Annotated in this window: 15 protein-coding genes; 5 read left to right on the forward strand and 10 right to left on the reverse strand. The window is 63.6% G+C overall.

Translation table 11 applies throughout. From position 1 onward, the window contains the following. The first annotated feature begins 60 nt into the window (after positions 1-60). The 4 genes from mdtD to yccS all read left to right on the forward strand — a co-directional run bounded on the left by mdtD (position 61) and on the right by yccS (position 6,514). Positions 61-1,488, forward strand: coding sequence for a multidrug transporter subunit MdtD (gene mdtD, locus BLR26_RS01035; protein WP_093376851.1), 1,428 nt, complete (start codon positions 61-63; stop codon positions 1,486-1,488). Between the two features lie 105 nt (positions 1,489-1,593). Next, positions 1,594-2,931: an ATP-dependent RNA helicase DbpA gene (gene dbpA / locus BLR26_RS01040; RefSeq protein ID WP_249744453.1), complete on the forward strand. Its 1,338-nt coding sequence runs from the start codon at positions 1,594-1,596 to the stop codon at positions 2,929-2,931. A 99-nt stretch (positions 2,932-3,030) separates the two neighbouring features. Further along, positions 3,031-4,212: a BaiN/RdsA family NAD(P)/FAD-dependent oxidoreductase gene (locus tag BLR26_RS01045; protein WP_045193795.1), complete on the forward strand. Its 1,182-nt coding sequence runs from the start codon at positions 3,031-3,033 to the stop codon at positions 4,210-4,212. 118 nt (positions 4,213-4,330) lie between these two features. Then, a complete protein-coding gene (yccS, locus tag BLR26_RS01050) occupies positions 4,331-6,514 on the forward strand; it encodes a YccS family putative transporter (RefSeq protein WP_093376854.1) in 2,184 nt (727 codons plus the stop codon). Here the strand turns inward: yccS and BLR26_RS01055 are convergent, their stop codons facing one another. Continuing rightward, positions 6,515-7,255 (reverse strand): substrate-binding periplasmic protein, encoded by a 741-nt coding sequence (locus BLR26_RS01055; protein WP_093376858.1) that lies wholly within the window; start codon positions 7,253-7,255, stop codon positions 6,515-6,517. Positions 7,256-7,487: 232 nt separating this feature from the next. Between BLR26_RS01055 and BLR26_RS01060 the strand changes: the two genes are divergently transcribed. After that, positions 7,488-7,940 carry a GNAT family N-acetyltransferase gene (locus BLR26_RS01060; RefSeq protein ID WP_093376860.1) on the forward strand — a complete coding sequence of 151 codons (453 nt, stop codon included), beginning with the start codon at positions 7,488-7,490 and terminating at the stop codon, positions 7,938-7,940. An 80-nt stretch (positions 7,941-8,020) separates the two neighbouring features. On the opposite strand, the gene BLR26_RS01065 is transcribed toward BLR26_RS01060, so the two are convergent. The 9 genes from BLR26_RS01065 to tkt form a co-directional block, all read right to left on the reverse strand. Then, on the reverse strand, positions 8,021-8,317 hold the full coding sequence (locus BLR26_RS01065) for a winged helix-turn-helix domain-containing protein (protein WP_093376863.1): 297 nt from the start codon (positions 8,315-8,317) through the stop codon (positions 8,021-8,023). 17 nt (positions 8,318-8,334) lie between these two features. Then, positions 8,335-8,835, reverse strand: a complete 501-nt coding sequence (locus tag BLR26_RS01070) for a YgjP-like metallopeptidase domain-containing protein (RefSeq protein ID WP_045193804.1) — start codon at positions 8,833-8,835, stop codon at positions 8,335-8,337. A 39-nt stretch (positions 8,836-8,874) separates the two neighbouring features. Then, complete coding sequence (locus tag BLR26_RS01075; RefSeq protein WP_093376866.1) at positions 8,875-10,995, reverse strand: putative bifunctional diguanylate cyclase/phosphodiesterase; 2,121 nt, start codon at positions 10,993-10,995, stop codon at positions 8,875-8,877. A 213-nt stretch (positions 10,996-11,208) separates the two neighbouring features. Continuing rightward, a complete protein-coding gene (gene fba / locus BLR26_RS01080; RefSeq protein WP_043863595.1) occupies positions 11,209-12,273 on the reverse strand; it encodes a class II fructose-bisphosphate aldolase in 1,065 nt (354 codons plus the stop codon). A 95-nt stretch (positions 12,274-12,368) separates the two neighbouring features. Then, positions 12,369-12,695, reverse strand: a complete 327-nt coding sequence (locus BLR26_RS01085) for an MliC family protein (RefSeq protein ID WP_045193810.1) — start codon at positions 12,693-12,695, stop codon at positions 12,369-12,371. 51 nt (positions 12,696-12,746) lie between these two features. Beyond that, a complete protein-coding gene (locus BLR26_RS01090; RefSeq protein ID WP_045193812.1) occupies positions 12,747-12,965 on the reverse strand; it encodes a hypothetical protein in 219 nt (72 codons plus the stop codon). A 31-nt stretch (positions 12,966-12,996) separates the two neighbouring features. Beyond that, the gene (locus BLR26_RS01095) at positions 12,997-14,160 is read right to left on the reverse strand and encodes a phosphoglycerate kinase (RefSeq protein WP_093376870.1); all 1,164 of its coding nucleotides are present in this window, start codon (positions 14,158-14,160) and stop codon (positions 12,997-12,999) included. Positions 14,161-14,172: 12 nt separating this feature from the next. Next, entirely contained in the window at positions 14,173-15,240 is a 1,068-nt protein-coding gene (epd, locus tag BLR26_RS01100; RefSeq protein WP_093376873.1) for an erythrose-4-phosphate dehydrogenase, read from the reverse strand. 103 nt (positions 15,241-15,343) lie between these two features. After that, positions 15,344-17,341 (reverse strand): transketolase, encoded by a 1,998-nt coding sequence (tkt, locus tag BLR26_RS01105; RefSeq protein ID WP_093376877.1) that lies wholly within the window; start codon positions 17,339-17,341, stop codon positions 15,344-15,346. Positions 17,342-17,407 lie beyond the last annotated feature (66 nt).

A 17,407-nucleotide genomic window follows, 5' to 3' on the forward strand; every position in this document is an offset into this window, starting at 1 on the left:
GCGGGTCAAGCCCGCTGCCACCGACCCGCGATGAGGCCCTCAAGGACTGCACACTAACCCATGCCCAACCGCGCCCCGCTGGACCCGACCACCGCCCGCTGGATTCCCTGGGTGGTGGCCATCGCCTTTTTCATGCAGTCGCTCGACGGCACCATCCTCAACACCGCCCTGCCGGCCATGGCCCGCGACCTGGCCGAAGACCCGCTGCGCATGCAGTCGGTGATCATCGCCTACATGCTCACCGTGGCCCTGCTGATCCCGGCCTCGGGCTGGATTGCCGACCGCTTTGGCACCAAGCGCATCTTCTTCGGCGCCATCCTCCTGTTCAGCCTCGGTTCGCTGCTCTGCGCCCTGGCCAGCAGCCTCTGCATGCTGGTAGCGGCACGGGTGATCCAGGGCCTGGGCGGCGCCTTGATGCTACCGGTCGGGCGCCTGGTGGTACTGCGTGCCTATCCACGCTCGGAGCTGGTGCGGATCATGAGCTTCATCACCATCCCCGGCCTGCTCGGGCCGTTGCTGGGCCCGACCATGGGCGGCTGGCTGGTGGAAATTCTCAGCTGGCACTGGATCTTCCTGCTCAACCTGCCGGTTGGCGCCATCGGCTGTTATGCGGTGTGGAAGTTCATCCCCGACCTGCGCGGCTCAGAGCGTACCCGCTTCGACGGCATCGGCTTCGTGCTGTTCGGCGCGGCAATGGTGTTGATCACCATTGCCATGGAAGGCCTGGGCGAGCTGCACCTGCCGCACCTGCGGGTAATGCTGCTGCTGTTTGCCGGCATGGCCTGCCTGGCCGCCTACTGGCTGCGCGCCGGCAGCGTCGACAACCCGCTGTTTTCGCCAAAACTGTTCCGCACCCGGACCTTTTCGGTGGGTATCCTCGGCAACCTGTTTGCCCGCCTGGGCAGCGGCGCCCTGCCGTTCCTGGTACCGCTGTTGCTGCAGGTGGCGCTGGGTTACTCACCGTCCCAGGCCGGCATGAGCATGATCCCCCTGGCCGCGGCGGCGATGGTCGCCAAGTCGATTGCCCGGCCGCTGATCGAGCGCTTCGGCTATCGCAATATTCTCACCGGCAATACCCTGCTGCTGGGCCTGCTGCTGGCAAGCCTGGGGCTGGTCGACGAACAGACGCCCTACGCCCTGTTGCTGTTGCAACTGGGCTTGCTGGGTGCAGTCAACTCGATGCAGTTCACGGCAATGAACACCGTGACCCTGATCGATCTCGACGACAACAGCGCCAGCAGCGGCAACAGCCTGCTGTCGGTAGTCGCGCAATTGTCACTGAGCCTCGGTGTGGCCTGTGCCGGCGCCCTGCTTGGCGGTTTTACCGCAGCGGGCAGTGCCGAAGGCGTCGAGAGCACCCTCGGGGCGTTCCAACTGACCTTTGTGACCATCGGCCTGATGGCCATGCTGGCGGCGGCGATCTTCATGCAGTTGTCCAGGGCAGACGGAAGGCGTGCCCCTCGTCCGGAACCGGAGATCGAGCCTTAGGGCTAAAGGCCATGAGGCTGGTACACTGCGCGACATTTTGTTTTGCAGGCCAGTCTCGTGACCACCATTGCCACCGCCTTCGCCACTTTGCCGCTGTCCGCCGCCATGCTGGCCAACCTGGACGCCCTCGGCTACGCCCAGATGACCCCGATCCAGGCCCAAAGCCTGCCGGTGATGCTCAAGGGCATGGACCTGATCGCCCAGGCCAAGACCGGCAGCGGCAAGACCGCCGCCTTCGGCATCGGCCTGCTCAACCCGCTCAACCCGCGTTACTTCGGGTGCCAGGCGCTGGTGCTGTGCCCGACCCGCGAGCTGGCCGACCAGGTGGCCAAAGAGCTGCGCCGCCTGGCCCGCAGCGAAGACAACATCAAGATTCTGACCCTCTGCGGTGGCGTGTCCCTGGGCCCGCAGATCGCTTCGCTGGAGCACGGCGCGCACATCATCGTCGGCACCCCGGGCCGCGTGCAGCAGCACCTGAGCAAAGGCACCCTGGTGCTCGATGGCCTCAACACCCTGGTGCTCGATGAAGCCGACCGCATGCTCGACATGGGCTTCTACGACGCCATCGCCGACATCATCGGCCAGACCCCGAAGCGCCGCCAGACCCTGCTGTTCTCCGCCACCTACCCGGCCGGCATCAAGCAGCTGGCCTCGGCGTTCATGCGCGACCCGCAAACCGTCAAGGTCGAGTCGCAGCACGCCGACAGCCAGATCGAGCAGCGCTTCTACGAGATCACCCCGGAACAGCGCATGGACGCGGTGAGCAAGCTGCTCGGGCACTTCCGCCCGCAGTCGTGCGTAGCGTTCTGCTTCACCAAGCAGCAGTGCCAGGAGCTGGTCGAGCACCTGCAGGCCAAGGGTATCGCCGCCCAGGCCCTGCATGGCGACCTGGAGCAGCGTGACCGCGACCAGGTCCTGACCCTGTTCGCCAACCGCAGCCTGTCGGTGCTGGTGGCCACTGACGTCGCCGCCCGCGGCCTGGATATCGACGCCCTGGACATGGTCATCAACGTCGAGCTGGCCCGCGATGCCGAGATCCACGTGCACCGCGTCGGCCGTACCGGCCGTGCCGGCGAGAAAGGCCTGGCGGTGAGCCTGGTGGCCCCGGCCGAAGGCCATCGCGCCCAGGCCATCGAAGACATGCAGAAGGCCGCCCTGCGCTGGGAACAGCTGGACAGCCTCAAGGCCCAGAATGGTGCACCGCTGCTGCCGACCATGAGCACCCTGTGCATCGCTGCCGGGCGCAAGGACAAGCTGCGCCCTGGCGACATTCTTGGCGCCCTGACCGGCGATGCCGGGCTGCCGGGCACCCAGGTCGGCAAGATTGCCATCTTCGACTTCCAGGCCTTCGTCGCCGTCGAGCGCGCGGTGGCCAAACAGGCGCTGCAGCGGCTCAACAGCGGCAAGATCAAAGGCCGCTCGTTGCGGGTGCGGATCGTCTGATTACTTTTTTCGCGGGGCAAGCCCGCTCCTACACACCCTCCCTGTAGGAGCGGGCTTGCCCCGCGATCGCTTCACCACCGAATTCTCGAGGATTTTGCAGTGCGTTCCACCGAAGTGATCATCATCGGCGCTGGCGCCGCCGGCCTGATGTGCGCCCTGAGCGCCGCCAAACGCGGCCGTCAGGTGCTGCTGCTCGACCACGCCAACAAACCGGGCAAGAAGATCCTCATGTCCGGTGGTGGCCGCTGCAACTTCACCAACATGTACACCGAGCCGAGCAATTTCCTCTCGCACAACCCGCACTTCTGCAAATCGGCCCTGGCCCGCTACACCCAGTGGGACTTCATCGAGATGGTCGGCAAGCACGGCGTGCCCTACCACGAGAAAAAGCTCGGCCAACTGTTCTGCGATAACAAGTCCAGCGACATCCTCGGCATGCTTCTGGACGAGTGCGACAACGCTGGCGCCGAGCTGCGCATGGACACCCGCATCGAGCAGATCGAAAAACTCGACAGCGGCTACCTGCTGGAAACCAGCGCCGGCCAGTTCCAGTGCCAGTCCCTGGTCATCGCCACCGGCGGCCTGTCGATCCCGACCCTGGGCGCCACCGGCTTCGGCTACCAGGTCGCCCGTCAGTTCGGTCACACCCTGCTGCCGACCCGTGCCGGCCTGGTGCCGTTCACCATCACCGAGCCGCAGCTCAAGGCGATCTGCACTGAACTGTCGGGCACCTCGGTGGATTGCGTGGCCAGCTGCAACGCCAGCAGCTTCCGGGAAAACCTGCTGTTTACCCACCGCGGCCTGAGCGGCCCGGCGATCCTGCAGATTTCTTCGTTCTGGCAGGCCGGCGACACGGTTGAGATCAACCTGCTGCCCGAGCACGACGCCCTGAGCTGGCTGCAACAGCAGCAAGCCGAGCGCCCCAACAGCGAGCTCAAGACCCTGCTCGGCGAAATCTTCACCAAGAAGATGGCCAACCTGCTGGCCGAGCACTGGTTCGTCTCCAAACCGATGAAGCAGTACACCCCGGCGGAACTGGCCCAGGTCAGCGACAAGCTCGGGGCCTGGCAGGTGGTGCCGGCCGGTACCGAGGGCTACCGCACCGCCGAGGTAACCCTGGGCGGCGTCGATACCCGCGAGGTTTCGTCGAAAACCATGGAGTCGCTGAAAAGCCCGGGGCTGTACTTTATCGGTGAAGTGCTCGACGTCAGTGGCCACCTGGGCGGCTTCAACTTCCAGTGGGCCTGGGCCTCGGCGTACGCGGCCGCGCAGTTCGTCTAACCTTCGCGGTAGAATCAGCGCATCAAGGAACAAATTTTGCTGGTCAGATGGCGGCGGTAACACCGCTGCCATCTGACTGGCTCAATTTCGATCATCGCCCAAGGCCTGCCGACCCGACATGTCATCTTCCTCGTTCAGCCAATCGTTGCGCCGCCTCTGGGCCCTGGACAAGTTCAGCTACGCCATCCGCGTTCTCATCGCCCTGACCGGCAGCATGCTGCTGTGCTGGTACAAGGACGAGATGAGCCTGCTGATCCCGCTGTTTCTGGGGATTATCGCCAGCGCCCTGGCCGAGACCGACGACAGCTGGCAGGGGCGCCTGAATGCCCTGGCGGTGACCCTGGTGTGCTTCACGGTTGCCGCGCTGTCGGTGGAGTTGCTGTTCCCCTACCCGATCATCTTCGGCTGCGCCCTGGCCCTGGCCAGCTTTGCCCTGACCATGCTCGGCGCGCTCGGCGAGCGCTACGGCGCGATTGCCTCGGCGACGCTGATTTTGTCGGTGTACACCATGATCGGCGTCGACCAGCGCGGCGGCGAAGTCACTGACTTCTGGCACGAGCCGTTGCTGTTGGTGGCCGGCGCCGCCTGGTACGGCCTGCTTTCAGTGCTATGGCAGGCGCTGTTTTCCAACCAGCCGGTGCAGCAGAGCCTGGCCCGGCTGTTCCGCGAACTGGGTCGCTACCTCAAGCTCAAGGCCACCCTGTTCGAGCCGATCCGCCAGCTGGATGTCGAAGCCCGGCGCCTGGAACTGGCGCAGCAGAACGGCCGGGTGGTGGCCGCACTGAATGCGGCCAAGGAGATCATCCTGCACCGGGTCGGCAATGGCCGGCCTGGCTCGAAGGTCAGCCGCTACCTGAAGCTGTACTTCCTGGCCCAGGACATCCATGAGCGTGCCAGTTCTTCGCACTACCCCTACAACGCCCTGACCGAAGCCTTTTTCCACAGCGACGTGCTGTTCCGCTGCCAGCGCCTGCTGCGCCAGCAGGGCGTTGCGTGCCAGCAGTTGTCCGAATCCATCCAGCTGCGTCAGCCGTTCACCTACGACACCAGCTTCGCCCAGGCCCTGGAAGACCTGCACGCCTCGCTCGAACACCTGCGCATCCAGAGCAACCCGGCCTGGCGTGGCCTGCTGCGTTCGCTGCGGGCGCTGGCGGCAAACCTGGCGACCCTCGACCGCCTGCTCAGCGATGCCAGCAACCCCGACAACCTTGCCGATGCCAGCGACAGCAGCCTGCTCGACCGCTCGCCGCGCAACTTCAAGGACGTCTGGAGCCGCCTGCGCCAGCAGCTGACGCCGACTTCGCTGCTGTTTCGCCACGCCCTGCGCCTGCCTCTGGCGCTGTCGATCGGCTATGGCATGGTGCACCTGATTCACCCGACCCAGGGCTACTGGATCATCCTCACCACCCTGTTCGTCTGCCAGCCCAACTACGGCGCCACGCGGCGCAAGCTGGTGCAACGGATCATCGGTACGGGCATCGGCCTGACCGTCGGCTGGGCGTTGTTCGACCTGTTCCCCAGCCCGATCATCCAGTCACTGTTCGCCGTGGCCGCCGGGGTGGTGTTCTTCGTCAACCGCACCACCCGCTACACCCTGGCAACCGCAGCGATCACCCTGATGGTGCTGTTCTGCTTCAACCAGATCGGCGATGGCTACGGGCTGTTCCTGCCGCGCCTGTTCGATACCCTGGTGGGCAGCCTGATCGCCATCCTCGCCGTATTCCTGTTCCTCCCGGACTGGCAGGGCCGGCGCCTGAACAAGGTGCTGGCCAACACCTTGAGCTGCAACAGCACCTACCTGCGCCAGATCATGCAGCAGTACGCCCAGGGCAAGAGCGACGACCTCGCCTACCGCCTGGCCCGGCGCAACGCCCACAACGCCGACGCAGCGTTGTCGACCACCCTGGCCAACATGCTCATGGAGCCGGGGCATTTTCGTAAGGAGGCCGACGTCGGTTTCCGTTTTTTGGTGCTGTCGCACACCCTGCTCAGTTATCTGTCGGGCCTCGGCGCGCACCGCGACACGGCCCTGGATGCCGAGGTTCGCCAGCAGTTGATCGATGGCGCCGGGGCCAGCCTGGCCAGCAGCCTGGATGAAATCGCCGAAGGCCTGGCCAGCAAGTTGCCGGTAGCGATCCACAGTGATGCCGAAGAGGCCCTGGCCAATGAGCTTGAGCAGATGCCCGAAGAGCTCGACGAAAACCAGCGCCTGGTGCAAACCCAGCTGGCGCTGATCTGCCGGCAACTGGCGCCACTGCGCACCCTCGCCGCACACCTGATCAAGGACAGCGCGCCGGCCTGATTACAGGCCGTGCTGCTTGAGCAGCCGGGCATAACTGCCATCGGCTTTCATCTGGGCAATGGCGCGGTCGAAACCGGCGACGATCTGCTGGTGCTCGGGATTCTTCAGGCTGACGAGGATATGCAGGCTGTTCTCGCTGACCGGCTTGTCGAAGAACTCCACCGCCTCACGCACCTCTTTCGGTTCGCGCTTGAGGTAATAACCGGCAACGAACTCATCCTCCAGCGCCAGGCGTACACGCCCGGCGGCGAGCATGCCGACAGCAACGGAAAAACTGCGCACCGGAACCTTCTGCAATTGGGCGTCACTGTCGAACTCGGGCGAGTAGGCGTAATCGCGTACCACGGCGACAGGGAACGGATGGAGGTCGCTCAAGGCATTGAAGCGCAGCGCATCGCCTTTGCGCTTGAGCAGCCGAATACGGTTGGTCAGGTAGCTGGCGGAGAACTGGCCAATTTGTGTACGCGAGTCGTTGTACCAGGCGTTGACCAGCACATCGTAGCGGCCTTCCCCCACCCCCAGCAGCGCCCGGGCCCAGGGCACCTGCTCGTACTGGCTGGTATAACCGGCACGGGTCAGGGCGGTGGTGACGATGGCCGTGGCCAGGCCGCCGTTGGCCATGCTGGCATCGGTGAACGGTGGCCAGCTGTCGGCCACCAGCCGCAGCCGGGTGGCCTGCGCCGATGTGCTCAGCAGTAGCAGTATTCCCATTGAAGCCAAGACTCGAAGCAATGGCCGCATGCTCAAATCCTTTAGCGAACCCCTGGTTCGCGCCGTTGATTTCAACTGCTTGAGAATGTTCAGTGCCTATCAGCCATCGCAGGTTACACAAAGAAGAAGTAATCGGGCAGAGGCAAATGATATCAAATGGCCTCTATTCCGGTCGACTTCGAGCCTGTATTGACCTGGCGCAATTAGACCCTCGCCGCGCAGTCTGCCATGATCAGGGCTATCAACCGCTTGAGAGACGCCCATGGCCATCGACTGGATCTGCAAACACCACAGTGACATTGGCAAGGAACAACTCTATGCCATTCTGCGACTGCGTACCGAAGTGTTCGTGGTCGAACAGAAATGTGCCTACCAGGAAGTCGATGGCCAGGACCTGGAAGGCGACACCTGCCACCTGATGGCCTGGGAAGGTGACCAGTTGCTGGCGTACCTGCGTTTGCTCGATCCACAGTCCCAGGGCGGTGACGTGGTCATAGGCCGGGTGCTGATCGCCCCCGAGGCACGTGGTCGTGGACTCGGCCATGAACTGATGGAGCATGGGCTCAAGTACGCAGAGCATTACTGGCCTGAAGTGCCGGTGTACCTGTCAGCCCAGGCGCACTTGCAGGGCTACTATGCACGCCATGGTTTCAAGGTGGCGGGAGAGGAGTATCTGGAAGACGATATCCCACACATTGGTATGCGGCGGGACTAGCAGCATCGCCGGTCAAGTCGGGTCGCCGCACCGCCGCTCCCACAATTATGTAAGAGCGGGATTGACCCGCGATGGGGCCTTCAGGGATAGCCCAGCACTTCACGAATACCGCGCAAATGCTGGGTGATCCACTGCTTGTCGATCGCCCCCCAGTCGCGAATCCGGTAGTGCCCGGCATGATTGCGCGCCCCTGCCTGCTGCTCGAACTCACAGACGATGTCCAGGTCGGCCAGGGCGGCAATGGTGTCCTGGGCGGTGCGCCGCGGCATGCCGGTGGCTTCCATCAAGGCCGGGACGGTGCTGGCAGTCTGGCTGTCGATCAGCCAGGCGACATACAGCCGGCGGTAGAAACTGCTCTTGGTCTTGCTCACTTCCATTGGCAAATCCTCAGGGCCTACAGGCTGGCGGGCAGCTCGCGGTAGGTCAGGTAAACGCGCAGGTCGAATTCCAGTTGATGGTAGCCCGGCTGCATATATTCACAGAGCTGGTAGAACGCCTTGTTGTGATCGGACTCTTTCAGGTGCGCCAGTTCGTGCACCACGATCATCTTCAGAAACTGCGGCGCCGCCTCCTTGAACAACGAAGCGATGCGGATTTCCTTCTTGGCTTTGAGCTTGCCGCCCTGCACCCGCGACACCGCCGTGTGCAGGCCGAGCGCGCGGTGGGTGAGGTCAAGGCGGTTGTCGAACAGCACCTTGTCGAGGTTCGGCGCGTTGCGCAGGTGCTCCTGCTTGAGCGCCTGGGCATAGCTGTACAGCGCCTTGTCGCTTTGTACCGCGTGCCGGTCCGGGTAGCGCTGCTGCAAGTAGTCGCCCAGGCGATTGCTGGCAATCAACTGGCGAACCTGGTCTTGCAGGGCGGGTGGATAGGCTTGCAGGTACTTGAGCACGGTCATGGGCAAAACGGCTGACGGTAAAGGCGCCAGTGTACCCAACTACAGCTGCTGCCAGGCAAAAAAGCCCGGAAACGCCCCGGCATCACTGGCCGTCATCGGTCGCGCCACCAAAAAGCCCTGCACATATTCGCAGCCGTTGGCCTGCAGCCAGTGCGCCTGCTCGAGGGTTTCGACACCTTCGGCGATCACGCTGATTGCATACTGGCGACACAGGTCGATGACGCAACGCACCAGCGCCGCGTCCGCTTGCGAGCCGGGCAAGCGTGCGACCAGGTGGCGGTCGAGTTTAAGCGTGTCGATTGGCAGGTCGCGCAGCAGCCGCAGCGAACAATCGCCCGCACCAAAATCGTCGAGGGCGATGCGCACGCCCAGCTCGCGCAACTTGTGCAACTGTTTCAAAGCCACGTCGTTATTGACCATCAACGACGTCTCGGCCACCTCGACCTCCAGCTGCGCCGGATCAAGGCCCTGGATGGCGATCACCCGGCCCAGTTCCTCGGCCAGGTTGGGCATGGCGAACTGCACGCGGCTGAGGCTAATGCCCAGCACCAGTGTCGGCTCGAAGCATTCCTGCCAGTCACGCCGCTGCGCCGCGCCCTGGGCGTATATCCAGCTGGCCAGGCGCGAAATCAGCCGCGCCTCTTCCAGCAAGGGCAGGAACAACCCCGGCGGCACGTCGCCGACACTGGGGTGCTGCCAACGCAGCAGCGCCTCGAAGCCGCGTAGACGGCCGTCGGCAAATGCCACCTGCGGCTGGTAGACCAGGCTGAAATCCTTGTGCTCGATGGCGCTGCGCACCGAGTCTTCGAGCATCAGCCGCGAGCGCGCCCGGCCATTGAGGTCCTGGTCGTAGTAGCGATACTGCTGGCGCCCGGCCTGCTTGGCCGCATACATCGCAGCGTCGGCCGCGCGCAGCAGGCCGTCGAGGTTGGCGCCGCAATCGGGGTAGGTGGCAATGCCGATGCTCACGCCGAGGGTCACTTCCATGCCCTCTATCTGCTGGCAGATCGACATGCGCTCGATCACCCCCTCGGCGAAACGCGCCGCCTGCTCAGGGTATTCCAGGGCATCGAACAAGGCGGTGAACTCATCGCCGCCCATGCGCGCCAGGATCGCATTGGCGCCCAGGCAATCCTTGAGCTGCTCGGCGACCCAATGCAGCACCCGGTCGCCGGCCTCATGGCCGAGAAAATCATTGATACGTTTGAAACCGTCCAGGTCCAGGTACATCAGCGCCTGGGTCTTGTCGCTGCGCTCATTACGCACCAGGGCGCTTTCAGCGGCCTGGTAGAAGCCACGGCGGTTGAGCAGCCCGGTCAAGGGGTCGGTAACCGCCTGAAACTCCAGTTGCTGGTGCAGGTGACGCACCACCGACATGTCCAGCACCGTCACCACCATGGCGCGCTGGCCGTCGGTCAATGGCGAGCACGACAGCGCTACCGGCACCGGCTGGCCGCCGGCGGTACGCAGCAGGGCATCGTGGATACGGAAGATCTGCCGCTCCAGGTAGGCCTGGTAGAACGCCGATTCGGCCCACAAGGTCATCCCCGGCGACTGCACGAAATCCAGCAGGTTGGCACCTTGCAGCAGCTCGACCGGGGCTTGGAGCAATTGCGAAATGGCCGGGTTGGCAAAGCTGATCCCACCCTTTTCGCCCACCACCAGGATGCCTTCGGCGGCATTGTTGAGCACCGACGCGTTGAACGCCCGCGCCGCTTCCAGGTCGCGGCTCAAGCGCTGCAGCGAGCGCCGGTTGCGCTGCTGCTCGAGCAGGGCCTGAACCTTGGGCTTGAGGATTTGCGGATCGAAGGGTTTGAACAGGTAATCCACCGCACCACTGGCATAGCCCTTGAGCACAGCGGCCTGGGACTGTTCGTTGGCGGTGAGGAAGATGATCGGCGTCAACCGCGTACGCTGGCTACCGCGCATCAGGCGGGCAACCTCGAAACCGTCCATGCCCGGCATCTGCACGTCGAGCAGCACCAGGTCCACTTCATGTTCGAGCAGCGCGCTCAGGGCTTCCGTCCCCGAGCTCGCGGTGAGTACTTGCCAGTCCTGGCGGGCCAGCAAGGCCCGCATGCTGATCAGGTTTTCCGGATAATCGTCAACGACCAGCAGTACTGAGCCGCTATCGTGTGACTGAGGTTGCGCGCAATCCATGCTGCTTCTCTTAAGGCACCAATGCCGGGCTTCGGCTGAAATCTGTGCGTAACTCTAGACCCGGCTGCCATAAATCTGAAGTCAGCACATTGCCATCATGGGCGGAATGGCCTGTTAGCCGACTAACGGTCTGTCCGTCCGGGCCATGCGCATTGCCTTCCTGGCGCGCAGGCACAAAAAAGCCCGCATCGCTGCGGGCTTTTCTGTTCAGGCTTAGTTGACCTTGGCGGCCAGCTCACCTTTGGCGTAGCGCTGGAACATCGCTTCGAGGGAGATCGGCTTGATCTTCGAGGCGTTACCAGCAGTGCCGAAGGCTTCGTAACGGGCGATGCAGACGTCGCGCATGGCCTTGACGGTTTCGCCGAAGAACTTGCGTGGGTCGAATTCGCTCGGGTTGGTGGCCATCAAGCGACGCATGGCACCGGTGGACGCCAGGCGCAGGTCGGTGTCGATGTTGACCTTGCGCACGCCGTACTTGATGCCTTCGACGATTTCTTCAACCGGCACGCCGTAGGTTTCCTTGATGTCGCCGCCGTACTGGTTGATGATCGCCAGCCACTCTTGCGGTACCGAGGACGAACCGTGCATCACCAGGTGGGTGTTGGGGATGCGCTTGTGGATTTCCTTGATGCGGTCGATCGCCAGCACGTCGCCAGTAGGCGGCTTGGTGAACTTGTAAGCACCGTGGCTGGTACCGATGGCGATGGCCAGGGCATCGACCTGAGTGCGCTTGACGAAGTCGGCAGCTTCTTCCGGATCGGTCAGCATCTGGCTGTGATCCAGTACGCCTTCGGCGCCGATACCGTCTTCTTCACCGGCCATGCCGGTTTCCAGCGAACCCAGGCAGCCCAGCTCGCCTTCAACCGAAACGCCGCAGGCGTGAGCCATGGCAACGGTTTGCTGGGTAACACGGACGTTGTAGTCGTAGTCAGTCGGGGTCTTGCCGTCTTCGCCAAGCGAGCCGTCCATCATCACCGAGCTGAAGCCCAGCTGGATCGAGCGCTGGCAGACGTCAGGGCTGGTGCCGTGGTCCTGGTGCATGCACACCGGGATGTGCGGGAATTCTTCGATCGCAGCCAGGATCAGGTGGCGCAGGAACGGCGCGCCGGCGTATTTGCGGGCACCGGCCGAGGCCTGGACAATCACCGGGGAGTCGGTCTTGTCGGCGGCTTCCATGATGGCGCGCATCTGCTCGAGGTTGTTGACGTTGAAAGCTGGAACGCCGTAGCCGAATTCAGCGGCGTGGTCCAGCATCTGGCGCATGCTAATGAGTGCCATTGTGTATCTCTCTCCCGACAAGCGTCGTTTTTCGTGCAAGCCTGCCGCAGCGGCGGTTGCTATTCAAGTAGTGTGGGCCTTCGAGGCCCGGCCAGTCACGGCGCCTTGCAGCCCCGCCCTATCAAATCGTTGGTGGCGACCCAGTACACCAGGCCTTCGTCACCCTTGCTGTGGAACGCCAGCACTCCATCGCTGTACAACGCACCCGAGCCACTGGGCTCCGGCTTGAGCCGGTAGACCTGGTCGCCGCCACCCAGGCGTACGTCCACCTCCTGCTGGCTGCTGTCGGCAAAGCGCCAGAGCACTTCAACCTGGCTGTCGCAGACCCAGCGGGTCCAGTTGTCGGCCGGTGCCGGCGCAGGCTTGAGGCTTGCGCAACCACCGAGTACTGCCAGGGCCATCAAGGCCGCAACCGCTTTCATCCAATATCCTCTAGCAGACCACAAACCGGCCGGTAGGTTGCCGTGAACCGATCAAGGGCAACCCTGGGCCCGGCGCTGATGTTCGTCGTCGTATTTTTCCAGGCCATCCGGGCCCAGCCTTTTGTTGATCACCGGTGCCGTTTCAGCCTGCCATTCAGACTGATAGCAGCCGCCTTTCGGCGCGCCGGGCTTTGCCGGCGCCTGCTCCGGGTTACTGGAGCAAGCGCCGAGCAGACCGGCCAGGATAATCACAGGCAATTGCTTGACCATGCAGGTCGCTCCCTTTGCCAGGCCGAATGGATCAGGCCTTGGCTCGCTGTTCCAGCACTTCAACGGCCGGCAGCACTTTACCTTCGACGAACTCGAGGAAAGCACCGCCACCGGTAGAAATGTAGGAGATTTGCTCGGCAACGCCATATTTGTCGATGGCCGCCAGGGTATCGCCACCACCGGCAATGGAGAACGCCGCGCTCTCGGCGATGGCCTGGGCCAGGACCTTGGTGCCATTACCGAACTGGTCGAATTCAAACACGCCGACCGGGCCGTTCCAGAGGATGGTCTTCGACGACTTCAGCAGCTCGGCGAAGTTGGCCGCGGTTTGCGGGCCGATGTCGAGGATCATGTCGTCTTCGGCAACGTCGGCAACCAGTTTGACGGTCGCGGCGGCGCTTTCGGCGAATTCCTTGGCAACCACGACGTCCACTGGCAGCGGTACGTTGACCTTGGCAGCGATGGCCTTGGCGGTGTCGATCAGGTCAGGCTCGTACAGCGACTTGCCGACCGGGTGACCGGCCGCGGCCAGGAAGGTGTTGGCGATGCCGCCGCCGACGATCAGCAGGTCGCAGATCTGGCTCAGGCTGTTGAGCACGTCCAGCTTGGTCGACACCTTGGAGCCGGCAACGATCGCCGCCATCGGCTTGGCCGGGGCTTTCAGGGCCTTGCCCAGGGCATCCAGCTCGGCCGCCAGCAGCGGGCCGGCAGCAGCGACCTTGGCGAACTTGGCTACGCCGTGGGTCGAGCCTTCGGCGCGGTGAGCGGTACCGAAGGCGTCCATCACGAACACATCGCACAGGGCGGCGTACTTCTGCGCCAGCTCGTCGGCGTTCTTCTTCTCGCCCTTGTTGAAGCGCACGTTCTCGAACAGGACGATGTCACCGGCCTTGATTTCGACACCGTCGAGGTAGTCGGCAACCAGCGGCACGTCGCGGCCCAGGGCGTTGCTCAGGTACTCGGCGACCGGCTTGAGGCTGTTCTCGGCAGAAAACTCGCCTTCGCTCGGGCGGCCCAGGTGCGAGCAGACCATCACGGCCGCGCCCTTTTCCAGGGCCAGCTTGATGGTCGGCAGCGAAGCGAGGATGCGCGCATCGCTGGCAACCACACCGTCCTTCACAGGCACGTTGAGGTCTTCGCGGATCAGTACGCGCTTACCTTGCAGATCGAGGTCGGTCATCTTCAACACGGTCATGAATGCAGTCCTTCAGGGCTGTTTACAAGTGGAGCGGGTTTGATTGACGACGTGCAGAAAGTGATCGGCAACGTCGAGCATACGGTTGGCAAAACCCCATTCGTTGTCGAACCAGGCCAGCAGGTTGACCAGCCGGGGGCCGGAAACGCGGGTCTGGCTGGCATCGACAATCGCCGAATGCGGGTCATGGTTGAAATCACAACTGGCGTGCGGCAGTTCAGTGTAGGCCAGCAGCCCCTGCAGCGGGCCGCTCAGGGCGGCTTCGCGCAGCACCCGGTTGACCTCGGCCGCGGTGGTGTCGCGGGCGGTCTGCAGGGTGATGTCCAGGCACGACACATTGACGGTCGGCACGCGTACGGCTTTGGCCTGAATTCGCCCGGCAAGTTCCGGCAGCAGCCGTTCGATACCACGGGCAAGGCCCGTGGACACCGGGATCACCGACTGGAACGCCGAACGGGTACGGCGCAAGTCTTCGTGGTGATAGGCGTCGATGACCGGCTGGTCGTTCATCGCCGAGTGGATGGTGGTAATCGACACGTACTCCAGGCCAAAAGCCTGGTCCAGCACCCGCAACAGCGGCACGCCGCAGTTGGTGGTGCAGGAGGCGTTGGACACCAGCTTCTCGCTGCCGTCCAGGCAATCCTGGTTGATTCCGTAGACCACCGTGGCGTCGACATCCGCCTCGCTGGCCATGGGCTGGGAAAACAGCACCCGCGGCGCGCCGGCGTCGAGAAAACGCATGGCATCGGCGCGGGTGTTGTAGGCGCCGGAGCACTCCAGCACCAGGTCGACGCCCAGCGCCGCCCAGTCGATCCCTTCCGGGGTGGCACTGCGCAAGACTTTCACGCAGTCGCCATTGATATGCAGACAATCGCCGTCGACCTTCACCTCTCCGGGGAAACGCCCGTGGGTGGAGTCGAAGCGTGTCAGGTATTCGATACTGGCCTGGTCGGCCAGGTCGTTCAGCGCAACGATCTCGAAGCCCGCCTTCGCCCCCCGTTCAAAGAGTGCGCGCAAGACGCAACGACCAATACGGCCGTAGCCGTTGAGTGCAACTTTGTAAGGACGCGATTGGGGCATGGGATGCTCACGGAACAGAAGCGTTATCTGCAATCGCGGGGCAAGCCCGCTCCTACAGAACTGTAGGAGCGGGCTTGCCCCGCGATGATTCCAGCACTGTTGATCAGTCTTCCAGCAGCTCTTCAGCAGTACCCAGGATGTTTTCCAGGGTGAAACCGAACTCTTCGAACAGGGCCGATGCAGGTGCCGACTCGCCGTAGGTGGTCATGCCGATGACGCGGCCTTCGAGGCCGACGTACTTGTACCAGAAGTCGGCGTGGGCCGCTTCGATGGCGATCCGCGCGCCGACTTGCAGTGGCAGTACCGACTGCTTGTAGCCAGCATCCTGGGCATCGAACACGCTGGTCGACGGCATCGACACGACGCGGACCTTGCGGCCTTGCTCGGTCAGCTTGTCGAACGCCTGAACCGCCAGGCCGACTTCGGAACCGGTGGCGATCAGGATCAGCTCAGGCTCGCCGGCGCAGTCCTTGAGGACGTAGCCGCCGCGGCTGATGTTGGCGATCTGCCCGGCATCACGCTCTTGGTGCTGCAGGTTCTGACGCGAGAAGATCAGCGCCGACGGGCCGTCTTTACGCTCCAGGGCAAACTTCCAGGAGACCGCCGACTCGACGGCATCGGCTGGGCGCCAGGTGTCCAGGTTCGGGGTGCTGCGCAGGCTGGTCAGTTGCTCGATCGGCTGGTGGGTCGGGCCGTCTTCGCCAAGACCAATGGAGTCGTGGGTGTAGACGTGGATGACCCGCTGTTTCATCAGCGCCGACATGCGCACCGCGTTGCGGGCGTATTCCATGAACATCAGGAAGGTCGCGCCGTAAGGCACCAGGCCGCCGTGCAGGGCGACGCCGTTCATGATCGCGGTCATGCCGAACTCGCGCACGCCGTAGAACATGTAGTTGCCGCTGGCGTCTTCAGCGCTGACGCCTTTGCAGCCTTTCCACAGGGTCAGGTTGGAACCGGCCAGGTCAGCCGAGCCGCCGAGCAGTTCAGGCAGCAGCGGGCCGAAGGCGTTCAAGGCGTTCTGGCTGGCTTTACGGCTGGCGATGGTCTCGCCCTTGGCCGCGACTTCAGCGATGTAGGCTGCTGCTTTCTCGGCGAAATCGGCCGGCAGGTCACCGCTCAGGCGACGCACCAGTTCGTTGGCCAGCTCCGGGTGAGCGGCGGAGTAGGCAGCGAAACGCTGGTCCCATTCGGCTTCGACGGCCTTGCCGGCTTCCTTGGCATCCCACTCGGCGTAGATCTCAGCCGGGATTTCAAACGGGCCGTGGTTCCAGTTCAGCTCTTTGCGCGCCAGGGCGATTTCGTCGTTGCCCAGCGGAGCACCGTGGCAATCTTCCTTGCCCTGCTTGTTCGGCGAGCCGAAACCGATGATGGTCTTGCAGCAGATCAGGGTCGGCTGCTCGCTCTTGCGCGCGGTGTCGATGGCGGTGCGGATTTCGTCGGCGTCATGGCCGTCGACATTGCGGATCACCTGCCAGTTGTAGGCTTCGAAACGCTTAGGGGTGTCATCGGTGAACCAGCCTTCGACTTCGCCGTCGATGGAGATGCCGTTGTCGTCGTAGAAGGCGATCAGCTTGCCCAGGCCCAGGGTACCGGCCAGGGAAGCGACTTCGTGGGAAATACCTTCCATCATGCAACCGTCACCCAGGAACACATAGGTGTGGTGGTCGACGACGTTGTGGCCTGCGCGGTTGAACTGGCCAGCCAGGACTTTTTCCGCCAGGGCGAAACCGACGGCGTTGGCCAGGCCCTGGCCCAGCGGGCCGGTGGTGGTCTCGACGCCCGGGGTGTAACCGAACTCCGGGTGGCCCGGGGTACGGCTGTGCAGTTGACGGAAGCTTTTCAGGTCGTCGATCGACAGGTCGTAGCCAGTCAGGTGCAGCAGCGAGTAGATCAGCATCGAACCGTGGCCGTTGGACAGCACGAAGCGGTCGCGGTCGGCGAAGTTCGGGTTGGTCGGGTTGTGCTTCAGGTAGTCACGCCACAGAACCTCGGCGATATCCGCCATGCCCATAGGGGCACCGGGGTGGCCGCTGTTGGCCTTTTGCACGGCATCCATGCTGAGGGCACGAATGGCGTTGGCACGCTCACGACGGCTGGGCATCGCTTATCTCCTGGGTGTTGAATTAGTTACGAAACGAAAAAAGGCGGCCATTTTCGCCCAGGCACG

This window comes from Pseudomonas sp. UC 17F4, from assembly GCF_900101695.1.
Lineage (GTDB): Bacteria > Pseudomonadota > Gammaproteobacteria > Pseudomonadales > Pseudomonadaceae > Aquipseudomonas.

Bases quoted from the DNA above. Each gene is read 5' to 3' on its own strand.
- BLR26_RS01095 (WP_093376870.1), bottom strand. From the start codon at position 14,160: ATGACCGTGTTGAAGATGACCGACCTCGATCTGCAAGGTAAGCGCGTA.
- epd (WP_093376873.1), bottom strand. From the start codon at position 15,240: ATGCCCCAATCGCGTCCTTACAAAGTTGCACTCAACGGCTACGGCCGT.
- fba (WP_043863595.1), bottom strand. From the start codon at position 12,273: ATGGCACTCATTAGCATGCGCCAGATGCTGGACCACGCCGCTGAATTC.
- tkt (WP_093376877.1), bottom strand. From the start codon at position 17,341: ATGCCCAGCCGTCGTGAGCGTGCCAACGCCATTCGTGCCCTCAGCATG.
- BLR26_RS01065 (WP_093376863.1), bottom strand. From the start codon at position 8,317: ATGGAAGTGAGCAAGACCAAGAGCAGTTTCTACCGCCGGCTGTATGTC.
- BLR26_RS01055 (WP_093376858.1), bottom strand. From the start codon at position 7,255: ATGCGGCCATTGCTTCGAGTCTTGGCTTCAATGGGAATACTGCTACTG.
- BLR26_RS01075 (WP_093376866.1), bottom strand. From the start codon at position 10,995: ATGGATTGCGCGCAACCTCAGTCACACGATAGCGGCTCAGTACTGCTG.
- mdtD (WP_093376851.1), top strand. From the start codon at position 61: ATGCCCAACCGCGCCCCGCTGGACCCGACCACCGCCCGCTGGATTCCC.
- BLR26_RS01090 (WP_045193812.1), bottom strand. From the start codon at position 12,965: ATGGTCAAGCAATTGCCTGTGATTATCCTGGCCGGTCTGCTCGGCGCT.
- dbpA (WP_249744453.1), top strand. From the start codon at position 1,594: ATGCTGGCCAACCTGGACGCCCTCGGCTACGCCCAGATGACCCCGATC.
- BLR26_RS01085 (WP_045193810.1), bottom strand. From the start codon at position 12,695: ATGAAAGCGGTTGCGGCCTTGATGGCCCTGGCAGTACTCGGTGGTTGC.
- BLR26_RS01070 (WP_045193804.1), bottom strand. From the start codon at position 8,835: ATGACCGTGCTCAAGTACCTGCAAGCCTATCCACCCGCCCTGCAAGAC.
- yccS (WP_093376854.1), top strand. From the start codon at position 4,331: ATGTCATCTTCCTCGTTCAGCCAATCGTTGCGCCGCCTCTGGGCCCTG.
- BLR26_RS01060 (WP_093376860.1), top strand. From the start codon at position 7,488: ATGGCCATCGACTGGATCTGCAAACACCACAGTGACATTGGCAAGGAA.